The 19,793-nt window shown below is 68.1% G+C and carries 17 protein-coding genes and 2 pseudogenes; 10 read left to right on the top strand and 9 right to left on the bottom strand.

The window, feature by feature from the left end; translation table 11 throughout:
* Positions 1–124 precede the first annotated feature (124 nt).
* From CYFUS_RS37875 to CYFUS_RS37865, 3 genes are all read right to left on the bottom strand, one after another.
* A complete protein-coding gene (locus CYFUS_RS37875) occupies positions 125–562 on the bottom strand; it encodes a DUF2383 domain-containing protein (RefSeq protein WP_095989631.1) in 438 nt (145 codons plus the stop codon).
* Positions 563–658: 96 nt separating this feature from the next.
* On the bottom strand, positions 659–2,392 hold the full coding sequence (locus tag CYFUS_RS37870) for a membrane dipeptidase (RefSeq protein WP_095989630.1): 1,734 nt from the start codon (positions 2,390–2,392) through the stop codon (positions 659–661).
* 76 nt (positions 2,393–2,468) lie between these two features.
* On the bottom strand, positions 2,469–3,119 hold the full coding sequence (locus tag CYFUS_RS37865; RefSeq protein ID WP_232537036.1) for a TetR/AcrR family transcriptional regulator: 651 nt from the start codon (positions 3,117–3,119) through the stop codon (positions 2,469–2,471).
* 80 nt (positions 3,120–3,199) lie between these two features.
* Between CYFUS_RS37865 and CYFUS_RS37860 the strand changes: the two genes are divergently transcribed.
* Both CYFUS_RS37860 and CYFUS_RS53325 read left to right on the top strand, forming a co-directional pair.
* Positions 3,200–4,771, top strand: coding sequence for a flavin-containing monooxygenase (locus CYFUS_RS37860; protein WP_232537035.1), 1,572 nt, complete (start codon positions 3,200–3,202; stop codon positions 4,769–4,771).
* 256 nt (positions 4,772–5,027) lie between these two features.
* Positions 5,028–5,981, top strand: a pseudogene (locus CYFUS_RS53325) (serine/threonine-protein kinase); the annotation flags it as partial.
* A 752-nt stretch (positions 5,982–6,733) separates the two neighbouring features.
* On the opposite strand, the gene CYFUS_RS53320 reads toward CYFUS_RS53325, so the two are convergent.
* The gene (locus CYFUS_RS53320) at positions 6,734–6,949 is read right to left on the bottom strand and encodes a hypothetical protein (protein ID WP_232537034.1); all 216 of its coding nucleotides are present in this window, start codon (positions 6,947–6,949) and stop codon (positions 6,734–6,736) included.
* Between CYFUS_RS53320 and CYFUS_RS53315 the strand changes: the two are divergent.
* Positions 6,879–7,211: pseudogene (locus CYFUS_RS53315) on the top strand (tetratricopeptide repeat protein); the annotation flags it as partial. The gene CYFUS_RS53320 and the pseudogene CYFUS_RS53315 sit on opposite strands and share 71 nt — an antisense overlap.
* Before the next feature lie 318 nt (positions 7,212–7,529).
* Here CYFUS_RS53315 and CYFUS_RS37850 read toward each other — a convergent pair.
* The 5 genes from CYFUS_RS37850 to zwf form a co-directional block, all read right to left on the bottom strand.
* Positions 7,530–8,585 (bottom strand): type III polyketide synthase, encoded by a 1,056-nt coding sequence (locus CYFUS_RS37850; protein ID WP_198316283.1) that lies wholly within the window; start codon positions 8,583–8,585, stop codon positions 7,530–7,532.
* 135 nt (positions 8,586–8,720) lie between these two features.
* Entirely contained in the window at positions 8,721–8,927 is a 207-nt protein-coding gene (locus CYFUS_RS37845) for a hypothetical protein (RefSeq protein ID WP_095989628.1), read from the bottom strand.
* A 91-nt stretch (positions 8,928–9,018) separates the two neighbouring features.
* The gene (locus tag CYFUS_RS37840; RefSeq protein ID WP_095989627.1) at positions 9,019–9,774 is read right to left on the bottom strand and encodes an SDR family NAD(P)-dependent oxidoreductase; all 756 of its coding nucleotides are present in this window, start codon (positions 9,772–9,774) and stop codon (positions 9,019–9,021) included.
* Positions 9,775–9,855: 81 nt separating this feature from the next.
* Positions 9,856–11,349, bottom strand: a complete 1,494-nt coding sequence (locus CYFUS_RS37835) for an ELWxxDGT repeat protein (RefSeq protein ID WP_095989626.1) — start codon at positions 11,347–11,349, stop codon at positions 9,856–9,858.
* 72 nt (positions 11,350–11,421) lie between these two features.
* The gene (gene zwf, locus CYFUS_RS37830) at positions 11,422–12,963 is read right to left on the bottom strand and encodes a glucose-6-phosphate dehydrogenase (protein ID WP_232537033.1); all 1,542 of its coding nucleotides are present in this window, start codon (positions 12,961–12,963) and stop codon (positions 11,422–11,424) included.
* A gap of 148 nt (positions 12,964–13,111) precedes the next feature.
* On the opposite strand from zwf, the gene CYFUS_RS37825 reads away from it, so the two are divergent.
* The 7 genes from CYFUS_RS37825 (at position 13,112) to CYFUS_RS37795 (ending at position 19,792) form a co-directional block, all read left to right on the top strand.
* Entirely contained in the window at positions 13,112–14,815 is a 1,704-nt protein-coding gene (locus CYFUS_RS37825) for a GMC family oxidoreductase (RefSeq protein WP_198316282.1), read from the top strand.
* Positions 14,816–14,878: 63 nt separating this feature from the next.
* Entirely contained in the window at positions 14,879–16,063 is a 1,185-nt protein-coding gene (locus tag CYFUS_RS37820; protein ID WP_095989623.1) for a sedoheptulose 7-phosphate cyclase, read from the top strand.
* Positions 16,056–16,796: a cupin domain-containing protein gene (locus CYFUS_RS37815; protein ID WP_095989622.1), complete on the top strand. Its 741-nt coding sequence runs from the start codon at positions 16,056–16,058 to the stop codon at positions 16,794–16,796. The genes CYFUS_RS37820 and CYFUS_RS37815 overlap by 8 nt, the downstream gene beginning before the upstream one ends.
* A complete protein-coding gene (locus CYFUS_RS37810) occupies positions 16,793–17,176 on the top strand; it encodes a cupin domain-containing protein (RefSeq protein ID WP_095989621.1) in 384 nt (127 codons plus the stop codon). The genes CYFUS_RS37815 and CYFUS_RS37810 overlap by 4 nt, the downstream gene beginning before the upstream one ends.
* Positions 17,173–18,237: a zinc-dependent alcohol dehydrogenase gene (locus tag CYFUS_RS37805; RefSeq protein ID WP_198316281.1), complete on the top strand. Its 1,065-nt coding sequence runs from the start codon at positions 17,173–17,175 to the stop codon at positions 18,235–18,237. Before CYFUS_RS37810 ends, CYFUS_RS37805 begins: the two co-directional genes overlap by 4 nt.
* On the top strand, positions 18,234–19,013 hold the full coding sequence (locus CYFUS_RS37800; RefSeq protein WP_095989619.1) for a cupin domain-containing protein: 780 nt from the start codon (positions 18,234–18,236) through the stop codon (positions 19,011–19,013). Before CYFUS_RS37805 ends, CYFUS_RS37800 begins: the two co-directional genes overlap by 4 nt.
* The gene (locus CYFUS_RS37795) at positions 19,010–19,792 is read left to right on the top strand and encodes an SDR family oxidoreductase (protein ID WP_095989618.1); all 783 of its coding nucleotides are present in this window, start codon (positions 19,010–19,012) and stop codon (positions 19,790–19,792) included. The genes CYFUS_RS37800 and CYFUS_RS37795 overlap by 4 nt, the downstream gene beginning before the upstream one ends.
* Position 19,793: the final 1 nt, after the last annotated feature.

Below are 19,793 nucleotides of genomic sequence, written 5' to 3'. Positions count from 1 at the left end.
GCACTCGGGCGTGAGGATTCGGGGCTCTCCACAGCGGGGACAGGTGGGGAGGGGCGGGCTCTCCATTCCCGCCCATTGTACAGGCTCGGGAGGCGGGGAGCTTCCCGTCTCCCCCCGGACGCGCTCAGTGCAGTGTCTTCTTGAGCTTGCTCATCCGGTCATGCGTGCGCTTCTGCGCGGGCAGCAGTTCCATGCGCACGAAGCGGCGGGCCTCTCCATGCGTCTTGTCCAGGTCGCGTTGGTAGTCGGCGAGGCCGTGATCCTCCCCTTGCTCGAGCGCCTGGATGGCCGACTGCTCTCCCAGGGCGTCCGCGCCCGCCTGGACGACCTTCGCGAAGGCTCCCCACACGCCCGAGCCCTCGGAGGGCGTGCCGCCCAGCCTGGCGATGCGGTCGCGGATGGCGTCGGCCCGTTGCTCGTGGTCTCGCAGGCAGTCCTGCAACTGATCGCGCAGCCGGTCCGTCGACACGTGGCCGATGGCCTGCCGGTAGGTCTCCACCGCGGACAACTCCCCGCGCAGGAATGAATTGAGCGTCTCCACATCCGTGTTCGCGTGCGACATGCGCTTGCCTCCGCTTCATGCGTGGTCCGACACCAAAGGTGAGGCCCCGGAGCGCGGCGGCAACATGCGCCTCCCTCCTCGCCCGCTACTCGCGTACTAGGAGAGCCGGGGGATGGAGGCTTCCAGCAACTCCCCGGCCACGAGCGCCGCGCCCCGTGCCTCGCAGGACTCCCACATGCGCAGGAAGGCCTCGGCCGAGGAGAAGAGCGGATCCAACTGCTCGTCCTTCATGCCCACGTGGACGAGGTCCCGGATGAAGTCCGGCACGAGCCCGATGTGGGCGAGACCCTCGGTGTTGAAGTCGAACTCGCGCGAGCCGGCCCGCGAGCGCACGAAGGGCACGTCCGTGCGGTACATGGTGCCCGAGTAGGGCAGGGGAGGCGCGTTCAACTGCGCGATCTGTTGCTGGCTCCGACGCTTGATGCGCAGCGAGTCGTCCACGAGCCCGTGGGCGGCATGGGGCCCGTAGCGGGGCCCGGGCTGCTGGTTGAGGCCGTTGAAGTCGGTGCCCATGGCCACGCCGCCCCGGCCCACCTCGCGCAGCAGGGACACGGCGTACTGGTAGGACTGTGCCCACGTCTTGGACGAGCGCGCGCAGTCGTTGGCCACGCTGCTGCCCGGGAAGTCCTTCAGCTCGTGCTGGTTGGTGATGGGGGCGAGCATCCCCCCGAGCTCCAGGATGCGCCGCGCCTGCTCGCGTGTCTTCATGCCCTCGTGGGCGCGCTTGCCCTTGATGCTCGTCTCGTGGGGCTCCATCGCCTGGTCGCGGAAGGCGCAGTGCGAGGCGACGACGGGGTAGCCGCGGCCCTCGGCCAGGGCGAGCGCCGCGTTGGTGCAGTGCGTGGACATGTGGTCCACGTCGAGGATGAACCCCTGGCGCATGGCCTCGCGCAGGAAGGCCTCGCCCACGGGGGTGAGCCCCTTGCGGTTGATGTGGCCCAGGCCCGGCGCGTTGAGGGCATAGCCTCCCGGGTAGCGTGCCCCATGCATCACCTCGTAGACGGTGATGGCCGCGCGCGTCTCGAAGCTCAGGTCCTGCCCCATGCGGAAGCTCACCTGATTGCTGCCCTCCACGTCGAAGAAGCGGCCGCGCAGGTAGTGGTTGAGCAGGTTGAACTTGTCGTCATAGACGGCGGCGCCCCCGAGGCTGTTGTTGGCCAGGTGCAGCGGCGTCATCATCCGGATGCCCTGCTCGCGCAGCCACTCGAAGATGCGTGGCAGGTGCTCGGGGGTGAGGGGCTGCTTGTTGAGCGCCGCCCGGTCTCCGCGCAGGCTGTCCAGCGAGTCCACCTCCACGCCGGCCACCACGGCGAGCTTGCCCTCGGTGATGAGCCGCCGGGCCTCGGCGGCGCTCAGGGCCAGCCCCATCCAACTCGAGTGCCGCGCGGTGAAGCGGCGCAGCTCCCTCATCTGCTTCTCGATGGATTGCTCGTCCGAGTCCAGGGGCTGCCCGCGCCGTTGCATCTGCTCGCCGAGCAGCTCGTTGTGCACGGCCACGCTGCACAGCAGCCGCAGCCCTCCGTCATGGGCGCGCTTGAGCCAGTCCACGAACACCTGCTGGTGCGCCATGGTGCTGAAGGAGGGCCAGTCCGCGTAGGTGCCATGGCCACAGGGGCCGTGGCCGAAGCCCCCCTCGATGAACGCCTGCACCAGGGGCCAGTCCCGGCCGAACTGCCCCAGTCCCCAGGCACCGTGCAGGTGGAGATCACACCGGGACAGCGCCCGCTCGATGTCTCCATCCGGGAAGCCCGCGAGCAGATGCCCGCCGAATCCGAGGTGGGCCATCACGTGGCAGTGCAGATCGGCGAAGCCAAACACGGGGGACGCCATGGGAACCTCCGGGGCCGGGCGGGAAGGTGACCCGGGACCACGGGGGTCTCGGATCGTCGCGGCTCTCCAGGGTATTTTAAACGCCACTCCCACGTCCTGGCTTCACGGCTCCAGGGTTGAGTACGAGGCACAAGCGCAGGGCGGCGTTGACGACCTCGTGAATCGGCCGCGAGTAGCCGCTGAGGATCCAGCTCAAGGCGATGTGGAGCACGCCTCCGACCACGCCCGCGCGCAGCAGGGGCTCGTCCGCCGCGCCGCCTCCTTCCCGTGGCGTGAGCGTCCGGGTGATCAGCTCGCCAAAGGCCTCGAGCGCGGCGATGAGGGCCCGGTCCACCGCGGGGCTCACTCCCGAGATCTCCACGAGGAAGACCCGCGCCGACTGGGGATTGCCCTTGAGCACCTCGTAATAGGTCTGGAGCATCGTGCGGGTGCGCCCGATGGCGTCTCCCGATGTCCCGGCAACCGCCTTCTCCAACTCCCCGAAGAGGAAGTCCTTCACCGCCTGGAACGAGGCGACGAGCAACTCCTCGCTGTGGGAGAACGACTCGTAGAAGTAGCGCTCGGTCAGCCCGGCTGCCTCACAGACGGCCTTCACCGTCGCGTGGCGATACCCCTGCTCGCCATAGACGCGGATGGCCGCCTCGATGAACTGTTCGCGCCGCTGCGCCCTGCGCTCCTCGGCGGAGGAGCCGCGATAGAGTCGTCGGTCGGCCATGCTGGTGGGCATGGGGCCTCCTATTGACATGACTCGTTGTCAGATACAAATTGACAACGAGCGGTGTCACTTCTTTCGAGCATGGAGATCTCATGGCTGGCCGCGCGGACCTGGGCGAACACACGTCGGGCGGCCTGGCCGCGAGGGTGGACATCCCGGTGGAGCACCATGACGTGCTCATCGTGGGCGCCGGATTGTCTGGTATCGGCGCGGCCTATCACTTGCAGACCAGGTGCCCGGGCAAGCGATATGTGATTCTCGAGGGGCGCGAGGCGATGGGCGGGACGTGGGATTTGTTCCGCTATCCAGGCATCCGCTCGGACTCGGACATGCACACGCTGGGCTACGCGTTTCGTCCGTGGGTCGAGGCGAAGGCGATCGCCGACGGGCCGTCCATCCTGCGTTACGTGCGGGAGACGGCGCGCGAGCATGGGATTGATCGGCACATCCGCTTCCGGCACCACGTCAAGCGGGCCTCGTGGTCCTCGAAGGAGGCGCGCTGGACGGTGGAGGCCGAGCGTGGGCCCGGCGGGGAGCTCGTGCGCTACACCTGCGACTTCCTGTGCATGTGCAGCGGGTACTACAACTACGCGGAGGGCCACCGGCCCGAGTTCCCCGGAGAGGAGCGCTTCCAGGGCCCCATCGTCCATCCGCAGTTCTGGCCGGAGTCGTTGGACTACGAGAACAAGCGCGTCGTGGTGATTGGCAGTGGCGCGACAGCCGTCACCCTCGTGCCGGAGATGGCGAAGAAGGCCGCGCATGTCACCATGCTGCAGCGCTCGCCGACGTATGTCGTCTCGCGCCCGGCCGAGGATCGCCTCGCCAACGCGTTGCGCCGCCGTCTGCCGGCGAGGCTCGCCTATGCGCTCACACGCTGGAGGAACGTGCTGGGCGGCATCATCTCCTTCAAATTGGTGCGCAAGTGGCCCCACTGGGCCAGCCGGCGCCTCATCGAGCTGGTGCGCGAGCACCTCGGTTCTGGCTACGACGTCGCGACCCACTTCACGCCGCGCTACAACCCGTGGGAACAGCGCGTCTGTCTCGTCCCGGACGCGGACCTGTTCAACGCGCTCAAGCAGGGCCGTGCCTCGGTCGTCACCGATCACATCGAGACATTCACCGAGAAGGGAATCACGCTGCGCTCCGGCCAGCAGCTCGAGGCGGATGTCATCGTGACCGCCACGGGGCTCAAGCTGCAACTGCTCAGCGACATCGAGTTCAGCGTCGACGGCGAGCGGCGGGACCTGTCGAAGAGCCTCACCTACAAGGGCATGATGTTCAGCGACGTGCCCAACCTCGCCTTCGCGTTCGGCTACACCAACGCGTCGTGGACGCTGAAGGTGGACCTCACCTTCGAGTATGTCTGCCGGCTGCTCAATCACATGCGGCGCCATGGCTACACGCACTGCATGCCGCGCCGTGACGACTCGGTCGAGGAGCAGCCCTTCCTGGACTTCTCGTCGGGCTACGTCCAGCGGGCGCTCGGCCTGATGCCGAAGCAGGGCGCGAAGCGGCCATGGCGGCTCTATCAGAACTACGCGCTCGATCTGCTCACGCTGCGCTTCGGCAGGGTCGACGATGGCACGATGGAGTTTTCTCGCGCGACGAAGCCCGCCACGGTCGGACAGCCCCAGCTCGCGGCGAGGACGCGCGAGGCCGCCTGACGTCCGGCTCTTGCATCCAGCCGTTTCCCGGGCGGGGTGCGCTCACCCGATAGGTTGTCTCGCGGAGGGCGCGCCTCTCGTTGCCCGGGCATGGGTTGTGATCTGACTCACATGTCCGTTGTGAAAGGGATCACTTCCAGCCGGCAGGGGGATGAATAGTCTTTCAAGAAAAGAACAGTCCTGGTGAGTGGGCACCGGGCGTTCCCGTCGTGAAAGGCTGTCCTCCAGGGAGGTCGTCGTGACTGGACGCGCGCACATGGATGAGGTGGAGCAGAAGGATTCCCCCGACGCCAGCCTTTTGGAGAGGACCCTCACGTGCGGACAAACCGGTGTGCCTCGCCCCAGGATGGAGGAAGTCGCGCACCCTGGTCTCGCATTGTCCCTGGGCGGTCCCCCGCTGGCGGGCCGCTACACCGTGTTGGAGCTGCTCGGACAGGGCGGGATGGGAGTGGTGCTCGCCGCTTATGACTCGCGGTTGGATCGGCGCGTGGCCCTCAAGTTGTTGCGTCACGGATCGGTGCCCAGCGTGCCCCAGCTCGAGGCCCGCATGGTGCGTGAGGCCCAGGCCATGGCTCGGCTCAACCACCCCAACGTGGTGGCCATCTACGACGCGGTCAACCTTCCGGAAGGTTCACTCTTCATCGCGATGGAGATGGTGGAGGGGCAGACGCTGCGGCAATGGTGTGAACAGCAGCCTCGCACGTGGCGCGAGGTCCTGATGGCCTATCTGGCCGCCGGTCGGGGGCTGGCTGCGGCACACGCGTCGGGCATCGTCCACCGCGACTTCAAGCCTCACAACGTCCTGGTGGGAAAGGATGGGCGAGTGCGGGTGACGGACTTTGGGCTGGCACGAGCGGAGTCTTCACTCGACCAGGTGCACGCGGCTCCAGCCTCCACCTCGGCGGCTGTCTGGGCCAGTGGGCTCACCGTGCCGGGCACGCTGATGGGCACTCCCGCGTACATGGCTCCCGAACAGCTGTTGGGCAAAGCCGCCGACTCCCGGAGCGATGTGTTCTCTTTCTGCGTGGCCCTTTACCAGGCTCTCTACGGGCAGTTGCCCTTCAGCGCCACCAACATCGCTGAACTCACCCGCGCCCAGCTCGATGGCCAGATCAATCCGCCTCCTGCTCAATCCAATGTGCCAGAGTGGGTGACTCGCACCGTCTTGTGGGGGTTGAAGGCCGCTCCCCAGCAGCGTCCGGCCTCCATGTCGGAGCTGATCGCGGCGCTGGAGGACTCTCCCCAGAAGCATTGGGTCTGGCTGCGCACCGGCGCCATGGTGGTGATGTTGACCTTGCTGGTCGTGTTGCCGTCTCTGCTTCGCCCCCTGCCCACCGACCCCCTGTGTCGTGGCGGTGCCCGGCGTCTGGCGGGGCTGTGGGATGACGTTCGCAAGGAGGCTCTCGGTCAGGCTTTCCAGACTACCGGCAATCCCAATGCGGACGAGTCCTGGGCCCGCACCTCTGGAGTGTTGGACACCTATGCGCGCGACTGGACGGCCATGCATGTCGAGGCGTGCGAGGCCACGCGCGTGCGCGGTGCGCAGTCCGATGAGGTGCTCTCCCTTCGTATGGACTGTCTGGAGCGGCGGCTGCAATCGCTGCGCGCCCTCACCGACGTCTACGCCCATGCGGATGCCTCCTTGGTGGATCAGGCGGCCAAGGCGGCTCATGTACTGCCAACCCTCAGCAGTTGCGCCAACGTGCAGGTGTTGCGCGCTACCGTCCGGCCGCCGGATGACGCGGCCACCCAGCACAAGGTGGAGCGGCTTCGGGCACGGCTCGCCGATGCCCGGGCCCTCTTCGACAGCGGCCAGTTCAAGCCGGCCCTGGAGCGCACCCGGACGCTCGCCGACGACGCCCTGGCGCTGCGCTACCGCCCCCTGCAGGCCGAGGTGCTCGAGTTGCGCGGCGCCCTGGAGGAGAAGTTCGGGAACCTGGAGGACTCGGAGGCCTCGCTCCGTCAGGCGGTGTGGGCCGCGGAGGCGGGCCGCCACGACGAGGTGATCGCCTCGGCCTCGGCCCGGCTGGTGCGCTCGGCGATGCTCCAGGCGCACTTCGAGCAGGGCCGGGAGTGGGCCGAGCACACCCGCGCCGTCCTGGAGCGCATGGGCGGGGACGCGCGCATCGAGGCCTTCGTCACCAACGCCCTGGGCGCCATCTTCATGCGCGAGGACAAGACGGCCGACGCTCTGGAGAACTTCCGCCAGGTGGTGGCGTTGCGCCAGAAGGTCTACTATTCCACCCTGGGCGCGAGCTATTGCCACCTGCGCGACCACGCGCGGTGTCTGTCCGCCCACGAGCGCGCCCTGGACATCCGCCGCCAGGTCTTCGGTCCCGAGCACACGGACGTGGCCGCCAGCCTGGTGGATGTGGCGGGGGTCCTCCTGGCCCTGGGCCGTCCGGGCGAGGCGTTGGAGCACTACCAGCGGGCCCTGCGGCTCGCGGAGGCGGCTCGGGAGCAGGTGCCCTATCAGCTCATCAATCCCCTGAGCGGCATCGGTGAGGTGCTGCTCGCGCAGGGCAAGCGCGCGGAGGCGCTGCCTGACAAAGGCGATAGCAGACAGTCGTGGCGTGGACCAACACTCCAACGCTTGCCCACTGGCTCTGCTGATGCAGGAGGATGTCCCCCACTCACACGCCTCGCTGGAGTGGGAGGTCAAGGCTCCCCTTCCAGCAGCACCTGTTTTTGTCCGCCGAGCGCCTTGAGCAGGTGTTGGCGATCTGGAGGGGCCAGCCCATTTCCGAGGTCCATGCGCTCAGAAGCGCAGCAGCGCCCCTTCCATCGTCAGCCCGGGGCCGAAGGCGAGCATCACGCCGTACTCACCCGGCTGGGGCTTGTCCTGGGCGATCATGTCCTCCAGGACGAGGTAGACGGTGGCCGAGGAGCAGTTGCCGTACTCCTCGAGGATGTGCCAGGTGGAGCGGAGCTGGGAGTCGCTCAGCCCGTACTTCTGGCCGATGACCTCCACGATCTTCGGCCCACCCGGGTGGATGGCCCAGTGCTTGATGTCACCGGTGCTCAGCCCAGCCCTCGCGGTGAGGGTTCCGATGAGCGAGTCGATGTGCTCGCCGATGAGGCCGGGCACTTCGGGCGAGAGCGTCATCCGGAAGCCCTCGTCCACCAGTCGCCACGTCATCAGGTCGACCGCGTCGTAGAGGTGCGTGGAGGTGAAGTCCAGCACCTGGGGTCCCACGCCCGGCGGCTCCATGCTCATCACCGTGGAGGCACTGGCATCGGCGAAGAGCGCGTGGACGACGACCTGCTCGCGGCTCGACTCCTCGGGGCGGACGTGGAGCGAGCTGAACTCGGTGCAGTTGAGGAGCACGCGCTCGTTCGGGCGGGCCAGGAGGCTGTCCAGGGCGACGTTGAGCGCGTTCATCCCTCCGTTGCAGGCCATGTTGCCCACGAAGGTTCGTCGCAGCCGGGAGGGCAGGTGATGATTCCTCGCCAGGAGCAGGTCCGGCGTGGGCGCGATGTAGCCGGTGCTGCTGGCCATGACGAAGCTGCCAAGGGTCTCACGATCCACCTTGTGCAGCACCGCCTCCAGTGAGCGGCCGCCCACCTCCAGCACTTCCCGCTCGAAGATGGCCATGCGCTCGCCGAGCCCGACCTTGCGCCTCAGCACCTCGTTCGGGTCCAGGGCCAGGTAGCGGCGCTTCACGCGGACACGGCGGATGATGCGCTCGAGCGCGGCGATGTCCCCGTACATCTGCTTGCCGAACGTCTCGTAGAGATCCTTCTGGAGATAGGCGTTCTTCGGGAACGCCGAGCTGAGGCCGAGGAACGTGGGATGAAGATCGCGGGTGGACATGTTGTTTTTCATGGCGGGTTCGTTCTGTGAGAAGGAAGGGGCTTCGAGGCGAAATCCCTCTCCACGCCTTGGCGGTGATATGTGGATGGAGTGCGGTGGTTTTTTGTTGTGATGACGCGGGGGAATGAGCTGTCTTCAGCGTGCGTTCCGCGTGAGGATCCGCTCATTCATCGCGGCATCCACGAGGGTGTTGGGTCGCTGCCCCTCCTGGACGCAGTGGGTGACGAGATCGAGCAGCTCGTTGATGATCCGGATGATCTGGTTGGGGCTGTAGCCGTACGTGCGCATCTCTCGGAAGAATGAGCGCGCGGTGATGCGTGGACCCTTGGTGTCTGTGTTCATGGAGGCTTCCTTCCCAGGCGGTGGTGGAGTGGGCCGTTCCGGTTGATGAACAGATAGAGGCGTCCGAGCGGAGGTGTGACGGTACGGCGTCTCAGCGCAGGTGGCGGGCGAGCCTGTCGAAGAGCGCCCCGGGAAGCACCTGCATCGAGCGCATGAAGAGGGCGGCCTGCCAGGGCATGGCGCACCGGGCCCTGCCCTGGAGGATGGCGCGACCCATGCGCGCCGCCGCGTCCTTCTCATCCAGGGCGAAGGGCTCGGGATGGGCTCGCACCGCGTGGTGGTTGCGCAGGTGGCCGGGGTAGACGCAGGTGATGCGCAGGGGGGTGTTCCACAGCTCCGCGCGAAGGCTCTCCATGAAGTTGGAGATGAACGCCTTGGAGCCCGAGTAGGCCGAGCGCCCCGCCAGGCCCCGGTACGCGGCGAGGCTGGAGATGCCCACCAGGTGCCCGCGGCCACGCTTCAACATGCGTGGCAGCACCGCCGTCAGGAGCGCCACCGTGCCCGTGACGTTGTGCTGGATGAGGTGGTGCGCTTTCTCCCAGGAGAAGTTCCAGGCGCTCGTCTCCTCGTACATGCCCGCGGCGACCACTAGATCCAGCCCTCCACACTCCTCGTCGATGGCGAGGATGCGCTCTCGTGCGGTCTCCACCCGGGTGGTGTCCAGCTCCACCGGGATGAGCAGGGAGCCGGAGCCCCGGGCCCGCGCGAGGTAGGGCTCCAGCTCCTCCGGTTCGTGCGCCGAGACGTAGACGCGCATGCCCCTCTCGCCGAGCCAGAGCGCCAGTTCGCGTGCGAGCTGGCTCGGCGCTCCCGCGATGAGCGCGGTTCGATACTCCTGCTCCATCATGTGCCGTATCTCCTGGCGGGCCTCATGGGGCCCGCCTCGTTCGTGTTTGTCTTCAGCTCGGGTGGCGCGGGGCGCGAGGGTTCAGCGTGTGCCCCGGCGAGCCTGGTGATACTTGTGGCGCGGGAGCTTCCAGAGCTGTTCGCCGCGGTCGGCGCCCTGGGCCACGAAGAACAGCTCCCCGGCCGAGCGCGTCAGGACCAGGGGGGCCGAGCTGTTGGACCCGGGCAGCAGATCCCTCAGCACACGCGTGCCTCGCACGGAGCCGTCGGTCACCCACGGCTCATTGCCCGCCTCCGGGCTGGAGCCGGTGAAGATGACGCGGTCGCCCATGGGGATGAGGTTGGGCGGCCGGTAGCGGTCCGAGATGAACAACGGCTTGTGGAGCAGCCGCGTCCCGCTCGGGGTGCCGTTGGTGCGCCAGAGCTGGACGTCCCGAGGGGTGGGGCTCGTGAGGCCTGGGAAGTAGACGGTCATGAAGAGCTGGCCGTCTGTCTCCGCGGCGTTGACGACGAGGGGCTCCTGTGGCGGGGGCGCTCCGGGACCGAAGGGGTTGGGGATGTCGGTGATGTGCTCCGACTGGGAACTGCCTGGCTCGAGCTTGCGCAGCCTCACGGCCCCATCGGGCGATTCGCTCGAGGTGAAGTAGAGCCGACCCTTGAAGACGGTGAAGGGCCGTGGCCGGGAACCCTCGGGTCCGGGGACGATGTCCTCCACGAGCACCGTGCCGCTCTCCGTCGAATCCGACCTCCACAGTTCTCGTCCGTGGACGGAATCCGTGGCGGCGAAGTAGTCCACTCCTTCCTCGATGAAGACGGGGAAGTTGGGGAACGAGCTGGGAGGGCCCGGATTGATGTCCTTGATGATCGTGGTTCCGGCTTCGGTGCCATCGCTCTTCCAGGGCTCGCGGCCGTGTTCCGGATCCAATCCACTGAAGTAGAGCGTGTTCCCGGAGGCGGTCAGCCCGATGGCGATCTCCCCGCTGGCCACCGTGCCCAGATCCTTGACGCGCACGGTCCCGGCTCCGGTGCCATCGCTCTTCCACAATTCTTGATGGATCGGGGTCCCCGGGTACGTCCGCAAGAAGAACAGGGTGTTCCGGACGGCGACCAGCTCTTCCAGGGACGAGGAGCCGGGTCCCGGGGTGAGATCCTCGAGCATGCGCGTGCCCTGGGAAGTGCCATCGCTGATCCACGGCTCGGCGCCGTGCTCTCCGTCATCCGCGACGAAGAAGAGACGGCCGCCCGCGACGGTCAACTCGCTGATGCTGGCGCCGGCCACCGCGGGGAACTGTTTGACGAGCACGGTACCCTGCGTGGTGCCATTGCTCCGCCAGAGGGAGGGCCCCCCGGCATCGGGACTTCGGCCGAAGAAGGTCGCCCCCCGGAACTCCACCAACTCCGTGATGGCGCGGACGCTGGGGTCGTTCATGGCCGGGAAGCTCTTCAGGAGTTGCGCGTGCTCATGCTTGGAGCCGCCACTCCCTCCGTGTCTGTCTTCCTTTGCTCCCGCGAGCACTCCCCAGAGGGCCAGGGCCAGGGCACAGGCGATCGCCAGCCCACTCCAACTCTTTCGCATGGTGTGTACCTCCAATGTTGGAGGGGCTGAGTACGGATGCTGAAGATGTGATTCACCCCCCTCGGGATCGCATCACCGCCCGTGCCAGGCGCGCCCATGGCTCTCGAGCAGGCGCCTGGCCTCCTCCGGGCCCCAGCTCCCCGCGGCGTAGTTCGGCTCGGCGCCCTCCGTGGTCCATGCGTCCAGCACGGGCATGACCAGCTCCCAGGCCCGCTCGACCATGTCCTCCCGCGTGTAGAGCGTGGAGACCCCCAGCATGCTGTCCAGCAGCAGCCGCTCATAGGCCTCGGGCGGCGGCCCCTCCTGGGTGGAGGCGTAGACGTAGCTCATGTCCATGTCACGCACGCGCGCCTCTCGCCCGGGAGCCTTCATCGCCACGCGCAGGGTGACGCTCTCGTGCGGTTGGATCCGGATGAGCAACTGATTGGCGGACAGCGGCTCGCGCTGCTCCGTGCCGAAGAGGTTGCCGTGGCCCTCCTTGAACTGCACCACCACCTCGGTGGCGCGCTCCTTCAGCCGCTTGCCGGAGCGCACGTAGAAGGGCACGCCGGCCCAGCGCGGGCTGTCGAAGCGCAGGGTGAGCATCGCGTAGGTTTCCACGCCGGAGGTGGGAGAGACGCCGGGTTCCTGGCGGTATCCACACACGGGAGCGCCAGCGATGAGGCCCGGTCCGTATTGCCCGCGCACGCACTCGGCGCGGATGCGCTCGGGGGTGAAGGGCCGCGCCGTCTCCAACACCCGGACCTTCGCGTCGCGCACCGCTTCGGGCTCGAGGCTCGCGGGAGGCTCCATGGCGATGAGGGAGAGCACCTGGAAGGCATGGTTCTGGATCATGTCCCGCACCACGCCCGCGTGCTCGTAGTATCCGCCCCGCCCCTCGACGCCCAACGGCTCGGCGCACGTCACCTGGACATGGTCGATGTATTGACGGCTCCAGAGGGGCTCGAAGATGCCGTTGGCGAACCGGAGCACCAGCAGGTTCTGCACCATCTCCTTCCCGAGGTAGTGATCCATCCGGTAGATGCGCTCCTCGTCGAAGTACCGGTGCAGCCGGGTGTTGAGCCGCCTCGCGCTGGAGAGGTCCGTGCCGAAGGGCTTCTCGACGACGATGCGGGACCAGCCGCTCGCGTGGGGCCTGGACAGTCCCGACTCTCCCAGCCGCTCCACCACCTCGCCGAAGAGCGTGGGCGACACCGCGAGATAGAAGAGGCGGTTGTTCCGCGTCCGCCGCTCCGCTTCCACCTGGTCGAGCAACTCGCCCAGCCGCGCATGGTCCTGGGCGGAGGAGACATCCAACGTCATGTAGTACAGCCCCCGGGCGAACAGGTTCCACGCCGCCTCGTCCACCCGGTCGGCTCCGAGCGCCCGCGCGACCGCGATCCGCATCCGTGCGCGGAACTCCTCGTGTCCCATCGGGGACAGCGAGACTCCGACGACGGTGAACTCCACGGGCAGGTGTCCCTCCTGGAAGAGCCGGAAGAGCGAGGGGATGAGCTTGCGTCCCGCCAGATCTCCGGATGCTCCGAAGAGGATCACCGTGCACGGCTCGGGGATGTCCCTGACCTGCTCGTCGCCCGCCGCGATTTCGTTCCATGCCTCCATCGCTGATTGCATCCGTCCGCTCCTGTGCTGATTCCTTTTCTGGATTGAGGGTTGGAGCGGAGACGTGACGCATGTGATGTCTCTCTCGGCGCGGCTCACCGTTCACAACGGCCAGTCGCGCACTCCTCCTGAGAGGGACCCATTCCTCGCGGGAGAGACCATGGAGCATGACGGCAAGGGCGGCCTCGGGCTGCTCGTTCATCGGGTGCGCAGCGGCGAGCTGGACCGGGAGGGCTTTCTTCGCGCCGCCTTGAAGGCAGGCATCACGGATGAGCGGGCGGCGGTACTGGCCGACGAAGCCTTGGCTGCCTGTGAGAACCAGCGTCGGTTGCGCGAGCAGCCTCGTGAAGCCCATGACTTCATCGTCATTGGCGCGGGCTCGGCTGGCTGTGTGCTGGCCGCCCGGCTGTCCGAGGACCCGGCGAATCAGGTGCTGGTGCTCGAGGCCGGAGGCCCCGGAACCCATCCAGACGTGTTCATCCCATCGCGGTGGCGGCACCTGCTCGGCACCGAGCTGGACTGGCGCTACCAGACGGTGCCCCAGAAACACGCCGCGAACCGGGTCGTCCCCTGTCCCCGCGGCAAGATGCTGGGGGGCTGTGCCAGCAACAACGCCAGTGTCTGGGTGCGGGGCCACCGCCTGGACTTCGACGGCTGGGCCTCCCAGGGCAATCCCGGCTGGGATGACGAGACGGTCCGCCGTGTCTTCAAGGACCTGGAGGACTACTCCGGTGGCGAGGACGAGTACCGGGGCGTGGGCGGCCCGCTGCGCATCTCCCGCGCGGTCGATCCGCATCCGCTCGCCCGCGCCTTCATCGAGGCTGCCCAGGAGGCGGGGCTCCCGACGACCCGCGACTACAACGGCGCGCGGATGGAGGGGGCGGGCTTCTTCGACTTGAGCGTCGTCGATGGCGAGCGCTTCAACGTGGCCCGGGCCCTGCTCTTCCCGGCCATGAGCCGGCCCAACCTGACGGTGCTCACCCACGCCGAGGTGACACGGCTGATCTTCGAGGGCCGCCGGTGCACGGGCGTGGAGTTCCGTCATGGAGGCCAGGTGCGCCGGGTGCGCGCCTCGCGCGAGGTGGTGCTGTCGGCGGGTGCCATCAACTCTCCCAAGATGCTGATGCAGTCCGGGGTGGGGCCGGCGGACGAGCTCCGCGCCCTGGGCATCCCCGTGGTGCATGACCTGCCGGGCGTGGGCCAGGAACTGCAGGACCACATCCTGGTGGCGGGCATCAATTACGAGAGCCGCGTTCCCTTGCCACCGCCTCGGGGCAACGGCGCCGAGGCGACCCTGTGGTGGCGTTCCCAGCCGGGGCTCTCCCGCCCGGACATCCAACCCATCCTCCACGAGTTCCCCGTCGTCACCCCCGAGCTGGGCCCCCTGCCCGACAACGGCTACTCCATCATCCCCGGCCTGGTCCGTCCCGCCTCCCGGGGCCGCATGTGGCTGGCCTCCGCCGACCCCTCCGCTCCGCCAGTGCTCGACATGAACTACCTGGGCCACGAGGCGGACGTCGAGGCGCTGTGGGCCGCCGTCGAGCTGTCCCGGGAGCTGGGTGCTTCGCGCGCCTTCGACCGCTTCCGCAAGCGAGAGCTCATGCCTGGACCGCTCGGCCGCGCCGGGATGGTGGAGTGGATCCGCAAGGCGACCACCTGCTTCTTCCACCCCACCAGCACCTGCCGCATGGGCGTGGACGAGCGCTCGGTGGTGGACCCTCGGTTGCACGTCCATGGCCTCGAGGGACTGCGCGTGGCGGACGCGTCGATCATGCCGGAGATCACCTCCGGCCCCACCAATGCCCCCTCCATCCTGATTGGCGAGCAGGCCTCTCGCTTCATCCTCTCGGCGCGCAACGGCTGACATCACATCCGCGGCCTTCGCCCTCCACCAGGAAAACAAAAAAACAGCAATGGGAGTCGGATCTTGAATCGAGACATGTCACGCAACTGGATCGTCAGCACGGCCCTGCCTGTCCACTATCAGGTGCGGATGGTGGACGGCCTGCTCGACCCGGACAACCGGGCGCTGCTGGAGGCGGGCGCGACCCGGCGGTCCGACACCATCCGCAGACTCATCGTGATCGATGCCACCGTGGACCGCCTCTATGGCGTGCAACTCCGCCACTACCTCCAGCACCATGGGGTGAAGTACCAGCTCCTCGCGCTGCCCATCTCCGAGACGCTCAAGACGATGGATGCCGTCTTCACCGTGGTGGAGGCCATCAATGCGTTCGGCATCGCGCGTCGCCACGAGCCCATCATCGCCATCGGCGGCGGGGTGCTCATGGACATCGTCGGGCTCGCCGCGAGTCTCTACCGCCGCAGCACGCCGTACGTGCGCGTGCCCACCACGCTCATTGGCCTCGTGGATGCCGGGGTAGGTGCGAAGACGGGGGTCAACCATGCCGCGCACAAGAACCGGCTCGGGACGTACTTCCCCGCGAAGGACACGCTGCTGGATCGCTCCTTCCTGCGCACGCTGGACACCCGGCACATCGTCAACGGCCTCGCGGAGATCCTCAAGATCGCCCTGATCAAGGATCGCACCCTGTTCGAGCTGCTCGAGCGCCACGGCACCACGCTCATCGACGAGCGGTTGCAGGGGATGACGCCCGAGAGCGACCAGGCCGCGGCGCGGGTCATCGAGCGGGCCATCACGGGGATGATCGAGGAGCTGGAGTTCAACCTGTGGGAGCACAAGCTGGAGCGGGTGGTCGACTACGGCCATACGTTCAGCCCCACGGTCGAGATGCTGGCCCTGCCGGAGCTGCTGCACGGCGAGGCTGTGAACATCGACATGGCGCTGACCACGCTCCTCTCCGTGCGGCGCGGGCTGATCTCCGTGGAGGAGCGTGACCGCATCTTCGCGCTCATGCGCAAGCTGGAGCTGCCCGTGTATCACCGGCTCTGCGAGCCGGCGGTGCTGGAGGAGGCCCTGGCCGACACGGTCCGTCACCGTGACGGGCTCCAGCGGCTGCCGCTGGCCATGGGCATCGGCTCGGCGTGCTTCGTCAATGACGTGCAGCCGTCCGAGCTGCGCGCGGCGCTCGCCACCCTGCGCGAGCTGGATGCTGGCCCCGAGTCACTGGTGGAGGCCGCTCATGCGTGAGGGGCTGATCGTCGGAGATCTGGAGGAGCCCTCGGTGGTGTACGGCGTGCACGGCACCACGGGGCTCTCCCAGTGGAAGTGTCTGGCGCGGCGGGCCGGGTTGTTCGGCGCGTGGGAGGCGATCGAGTGGGCGTGGATCCCCCCGGGTGGAATCAGCGGGGAGCACGTGCACACGCGCACCGAGGAGCTCTACTTCATCCTCTCGGGCCGCGGAGAGATGACGCTCGATGGCAAGCCGTACCCGGTGGGCCCGGGCAACCTCATCCTGACGGGCCTCGGGACGAAGCATGGCCTGCGCAACGTCGGAGACGAGGGCCTGGGCTGGCTCGTGGTCGAGCTGTTGAGCCCGGCCACCGCGGCGGTGTTGCGCGGCTCGGCCCACACCCCCCCAACCCCTTCTGGAGGAAGTGACGTGACGAACGCCGTGGTTCTCAACTTGAGACAGACCCCTGAAGTGGATCCACGTTCCGTTTTCACCGGACCGCTGCGCCGCATCCGTCTGGTGAAGCTGGAGCCCGGGCAGCGGGAGGAGCTGTCAGCGGAGGGCGTGGAGCACACCCTGTTCACGCTCCGGGGCTCCGGAGAGAGCGCTTCGGGAGAGGCGACCGTCCCCTTGAAGTATGGCGTCTCCGTCACGCTGCCCCTGGGCACCGGGATGACCGTCACCGCCGGATCGAACGGGCTGGAGTACTTCCAGGCGATCCTCGAGGTGCCGGGAGGTGGAGCGCGATGATCCTCTCCACCATCGAGAAGACTTCTCGCACGCGCGAGCGGGGCGAGGAGATCCATTGGCGCTGTCTGGCCCGGCGCGGGATGTTGCATTCGGAGTGCGAGGCCTTGGATTACGTGCGCCTGGCTCCGGGCACCGAGTTCGCGCTCCGAGGCAGTGAGGGCACCGAGAGCGCCTGGTTCGTCATTGCTGGCACGGGGAGTCTCCTGGCTTCGGACTCGGATCCCGCGGAGCGTCCGCTCGGGGCGGGAGACCTGGTGCTCCTGCCCGCCGGGACGGATGCCCGCATCACCAGTGGGCGCGACGGATTGGAGCTGCTCTGGCTCGCCGTGATGCCCCACGCCATCACTCAATCCCTACCCATGAGGAGACCCGTGGCATGAGTGCGATTCAACCGAGAACCTGGCCTGGCGGCCTGATGAACGCGGTGGCCATCACTGCGCCGGGGCGTGTCGAGCTCACGCGGATTCCCATCCCGGAGCCCCGGCCGGAAGAGGTGCTCATCCGTCCCTCGTATGTGGGGCTGTGCGGCACCGATCTGGAGCTGCTGCACGGCACCGCCTCGTACCTCAAGGATGGCCGGGCCCGGCTTCCGCTGGTGTTCGGCCACGAGTGGTGCGGCCAGGTGGTCGCCGTGGGCGAGGACGTGGAGGGGATTTCAGTGGGCGACCGGGTGGTGGGCCAGACCATGGTGCCCTGCGGGCTGTGCCGGATGTGCCAGCGCGGCCAGCGGCCCCACTGCGAGCGGCTGGTGGAGGTGGGCCTCTACGGGCTGCAGGGCGCCGCGGCCGAGTACATCCGCATGCCCATGCGCTCGCTCACCGTGTTGCCGGAGGCCCTGGATGACCTGAGCGCCGCGTTCATCGAGCCGGCGGTCACCGTGGTGGGGGGCTTCGACAAGGTTCGCTGCGGGCTGGAAGATGAGGTCGCGGTGGTGGGGACGGGGACGATGGGGCTGCTCGCCGTGCAACTGGCCGCGCGGATGGCCCGGAGCGTGGATGCGATTGGCATCGACGAGGCGGGGCTGAAGCTGGCCAGGGCCTGCGGGGCCCGGCGCACGCTGCGGCCCGACGAGGCGCGGGATGGGGCCTACTCGCTCGTCATCGAGGCCTCCGGCTCTCCGCGCGCCTTCCTGAGGAGTGTCCAGCTCGCGGGGACCGGTGGCCGGGTGGCGGTGGTCGGCGTGGCGAACGAGCCGGTGGCCGGGTTCGTGCCCGGGGAACTCGTCCTGCGCGGGGTCGATCTGCTCGGCATCCGGCACGGCCTGGACTACTACGACCGGACGATCCAGCTCTTCGTCGACGGAGTCCTGGACGCCAGGCCGATGGTCGCCGGGGTGCTTCCCCCGGAGCAGGCCGGACACGCCTTCGAGCTGCTCGAGCGCGGCCGCTCGGGTCCGCCCAAGGTGCTGTTGCGCTTCAACGACAGCCGGAGGGCGTCATGATCCGGCGGACCCTCGAGGCCTGGAACGGGTCCTCGCGACAGCGCTCGGGCGGAGTGCAGTGGCTGGTCAACCGGGAGCTCATTCCGGAGGCGCTCGGGATGTTGATGATCCAGGAGCTGTCCGGGGGCTCCGGGTTGCCGGTGCACGGCCTGCCCGGAGCCGAGTCGGTCACCTTCCTGCTCTCGGGCAAGGGGGACTGGCTCGGAGACGGGACGAGCTGGCCGCTGAAGGCGGGCGAGGGCGTGTTCAACCCACCGGGGACGCCGCGTGCCTTCGAGGCCGGACGCGATGGGAACACGGTGCTCCTGGTGGTGTACGGGGGAAGCAACGACCCTCGGGACGCGGAGCCGCACGCGGTGCACGGTGGATCCGGATGCGGTTGCCGCATCTCCCGGACGGCGGATCAGGAGAGCCACAGTCCCCTGGGCGAGGCCGGTGGCTTCATCGACATGGGGGTGCACTGGCTGGCGACCACGCAGACGGTGGGCACCCGCTCGGTGGTCGTGGCCACCTCGACGTTCACCCCGGGAGGCAGTCACCAGCTTCATCGGCACCCGCATGCCGACGAGTTCTTCCTGGTGCTGCAAGGGGGTGGAGAGCACCTCACGAAGGACGGCCCGGTGCGGTTGAACCCGGGCGATCTGGCCTACATCCCGGCCGGTGAATGGCACGGCTTCCAGACGGATCCCGGCGTCACCACGCGGACGGTCTACGGCTACCTGGGCGCGGGCAGCCTCGCCCAGGCGGGCTACGAACTGCTGGAGGAAGAGACATGATCGAGCGTTTCGCCATCGTGACCGGTGCCAGCTCGGGCATCGGCAAGGCCACGGCCATCGCCCTGGCCGAGAAGGGCTTCGACGTGGGGATTGGCTACAACTCGAACGCGGAGGGCGCCCGGCGGGTCGCCGCGGAGGTGGAGGCCCATGGCGTGCGGGCGCTGCCCTTCCGTATGGATTTGACGAACCCGGCGGACGCGGCGGGCGCGGTGGAGCAGGCGATCCGTGTGCTCGGGGGCGTGGATGTCTTCGTCAACAACGCTGGAGTCAACCGCCGTGCCTCGTTCCTGGAGGAGACGGCGGAGGACTGGCAGCGCATCCTCACCATCAACACCACGGGTCCCTTCCTGTGTGCCCAGGTGGCGGCTCGCCACATGGTGTCCCAGGGGAGGGGAGGGCGCATCGTGAACGTGACCTCCGTCCACGAGCTGGTCCCCATCATGGGGGGCTCCGCCTACTGCGCCTCGAAGGGGGGACTGGGCCTGTTGACCAAGGTGATGGCGTTGGAGCTGGCCCGCTACGGCATCACCGTCAACGCGGTGAGCCCGGGAGAGACGGCCACGCCGATGAACGGGGTTCCCGACAGCCGGGACGCCGCGGAGATCTCCCGACCCGAGATTCCCATCGGCCGGCCCGGACGCTCCCGTGAGGTCGCGGCGCTCATCGCCCACCTGGCGGGACCGGATGCCGCCTACATCACGGGCGTCACCCTCTCCGTCGATGGCGGGCTGATGCTGATGAGTGCCATCCCCAATCAAGAGTACGCGGACCGTCTGTAAC

It is taken from the genome of Cystobacter fuscus (assembly GCF_002305875.1).
GTDB classification, from domain to species: domain Bacteria; phylum Myxococcota; class Myxococcia; order Myxococcales; family Myxococcaceae; genus Cystobacter; species Cystobacter fuscus_A.
Note: the sequence above shows the minus strand (reverse complement) of the source record. Positions and strands in the feature narration are given on the sequence as shown.

Coding starts and splice junctions, on each gene's coding strand:
- CYFUS_RS37875 (WP_095989631.1), bottom strand. CDS start 562: ATGTCGCACGCGAACACGGATGTGGAGACGCTCAATTCATTCCTGCGC.
- CYFUS_RS37870 (WP_095989630.1), bottom strand. CDS start 2,392: ATGGCGTCCCCCGTGTTTGGCTTCGCCGATCTGCACTGCCACGTGATG.
- CYFUS_RS37865 (WP_232537036.1), bottom strand. CDS start 3,119: ATGCCCACCAGCATGGCCGACCGACGACTCTATCGCGGCTCCTCCGCC.
- CYFUS_RS37860 (WP_232537035.1), top strand. CDS start 3,200: ATGGCTGGCCGCGCGGACCTGGGCGAACACACGTCGGGCGGCCTGGCC.
- CYFUS_RS37850 (WP_198316283.1), bottom strand. CDS start 8,585: ATGTCCACCCGCGATCTTCATCCCACGTTCCTCGGCCTCAGCTCGGCG.
- CYFUS_RS37845 (WP_095989628.1), bottom strand. CDS start 8,927: ATGAACACAGACACCAAGGGTCCACGCATCACCGCGCGCTCATTCTTC.
- CYFUS_RS37840 (WP_095989627.1), bottom strand. CDS start 9,774: ATGATGGAGCAGGAGTATCGAACCGCGCTCATCGCGGGAGCGCCGAGC.
- CYFUS_RS37835 (WP_095989626.1), bottom strand. CDS start 11,349: ATGCGAAAGAGTTGGAGTGGGCTGGCGATCGCCTGTGCCCTGGCCCTG.
- zwf (WP_232537033.1), bottom strand. CDS start 12,963: ATGCAATCAGCGATGGAGGCATGGAACGAAATCGCGGCGGGCGACGAG.
- CYFUS_RS37825 (WP_198316282.1), top strand. CDS start 13,112: ATGGAGCATGACGGCAAGGGCGGCCTCGGGCTGCTCGTTCATCGGGTG.
- CYFUS_RS37815 (WP_095989622.1), top strand. CDS start 16,056: ATGCGTGAGGGGCTGATCGTCGGAGATCTGGAGGAGCCCTCGGTGGTG.
- CYFUS_RS37810 (WP_095989621.1), top strand. CDS start 16,793: ATGATCCTCTCCACCATCGAGAAGACTTCTCGCACGCGCGAGCGGGGC.
- CYFUS_RS37805 (WP_198316281.1), top strand. CDS start 17,173: ATGAGTGCGATTCAACCGAGAACCTGGCCTGGCGGCCTGATGAACGCG.
- CYFUS_RS37800 (WP_095989619.1), top strand. CDS start 18,234: ATGATCCGGCGGACCCTCGAGGCCTGGAACGGGTCCTCGCGACAGCGC.
- CYFUS_RS37795 (WP_095989618.1), top strand. CDS start 19,010: ATGATCGAGCGTTTCGCCATCGTGACCGGTGCCAGCTCGGGCATCGGC.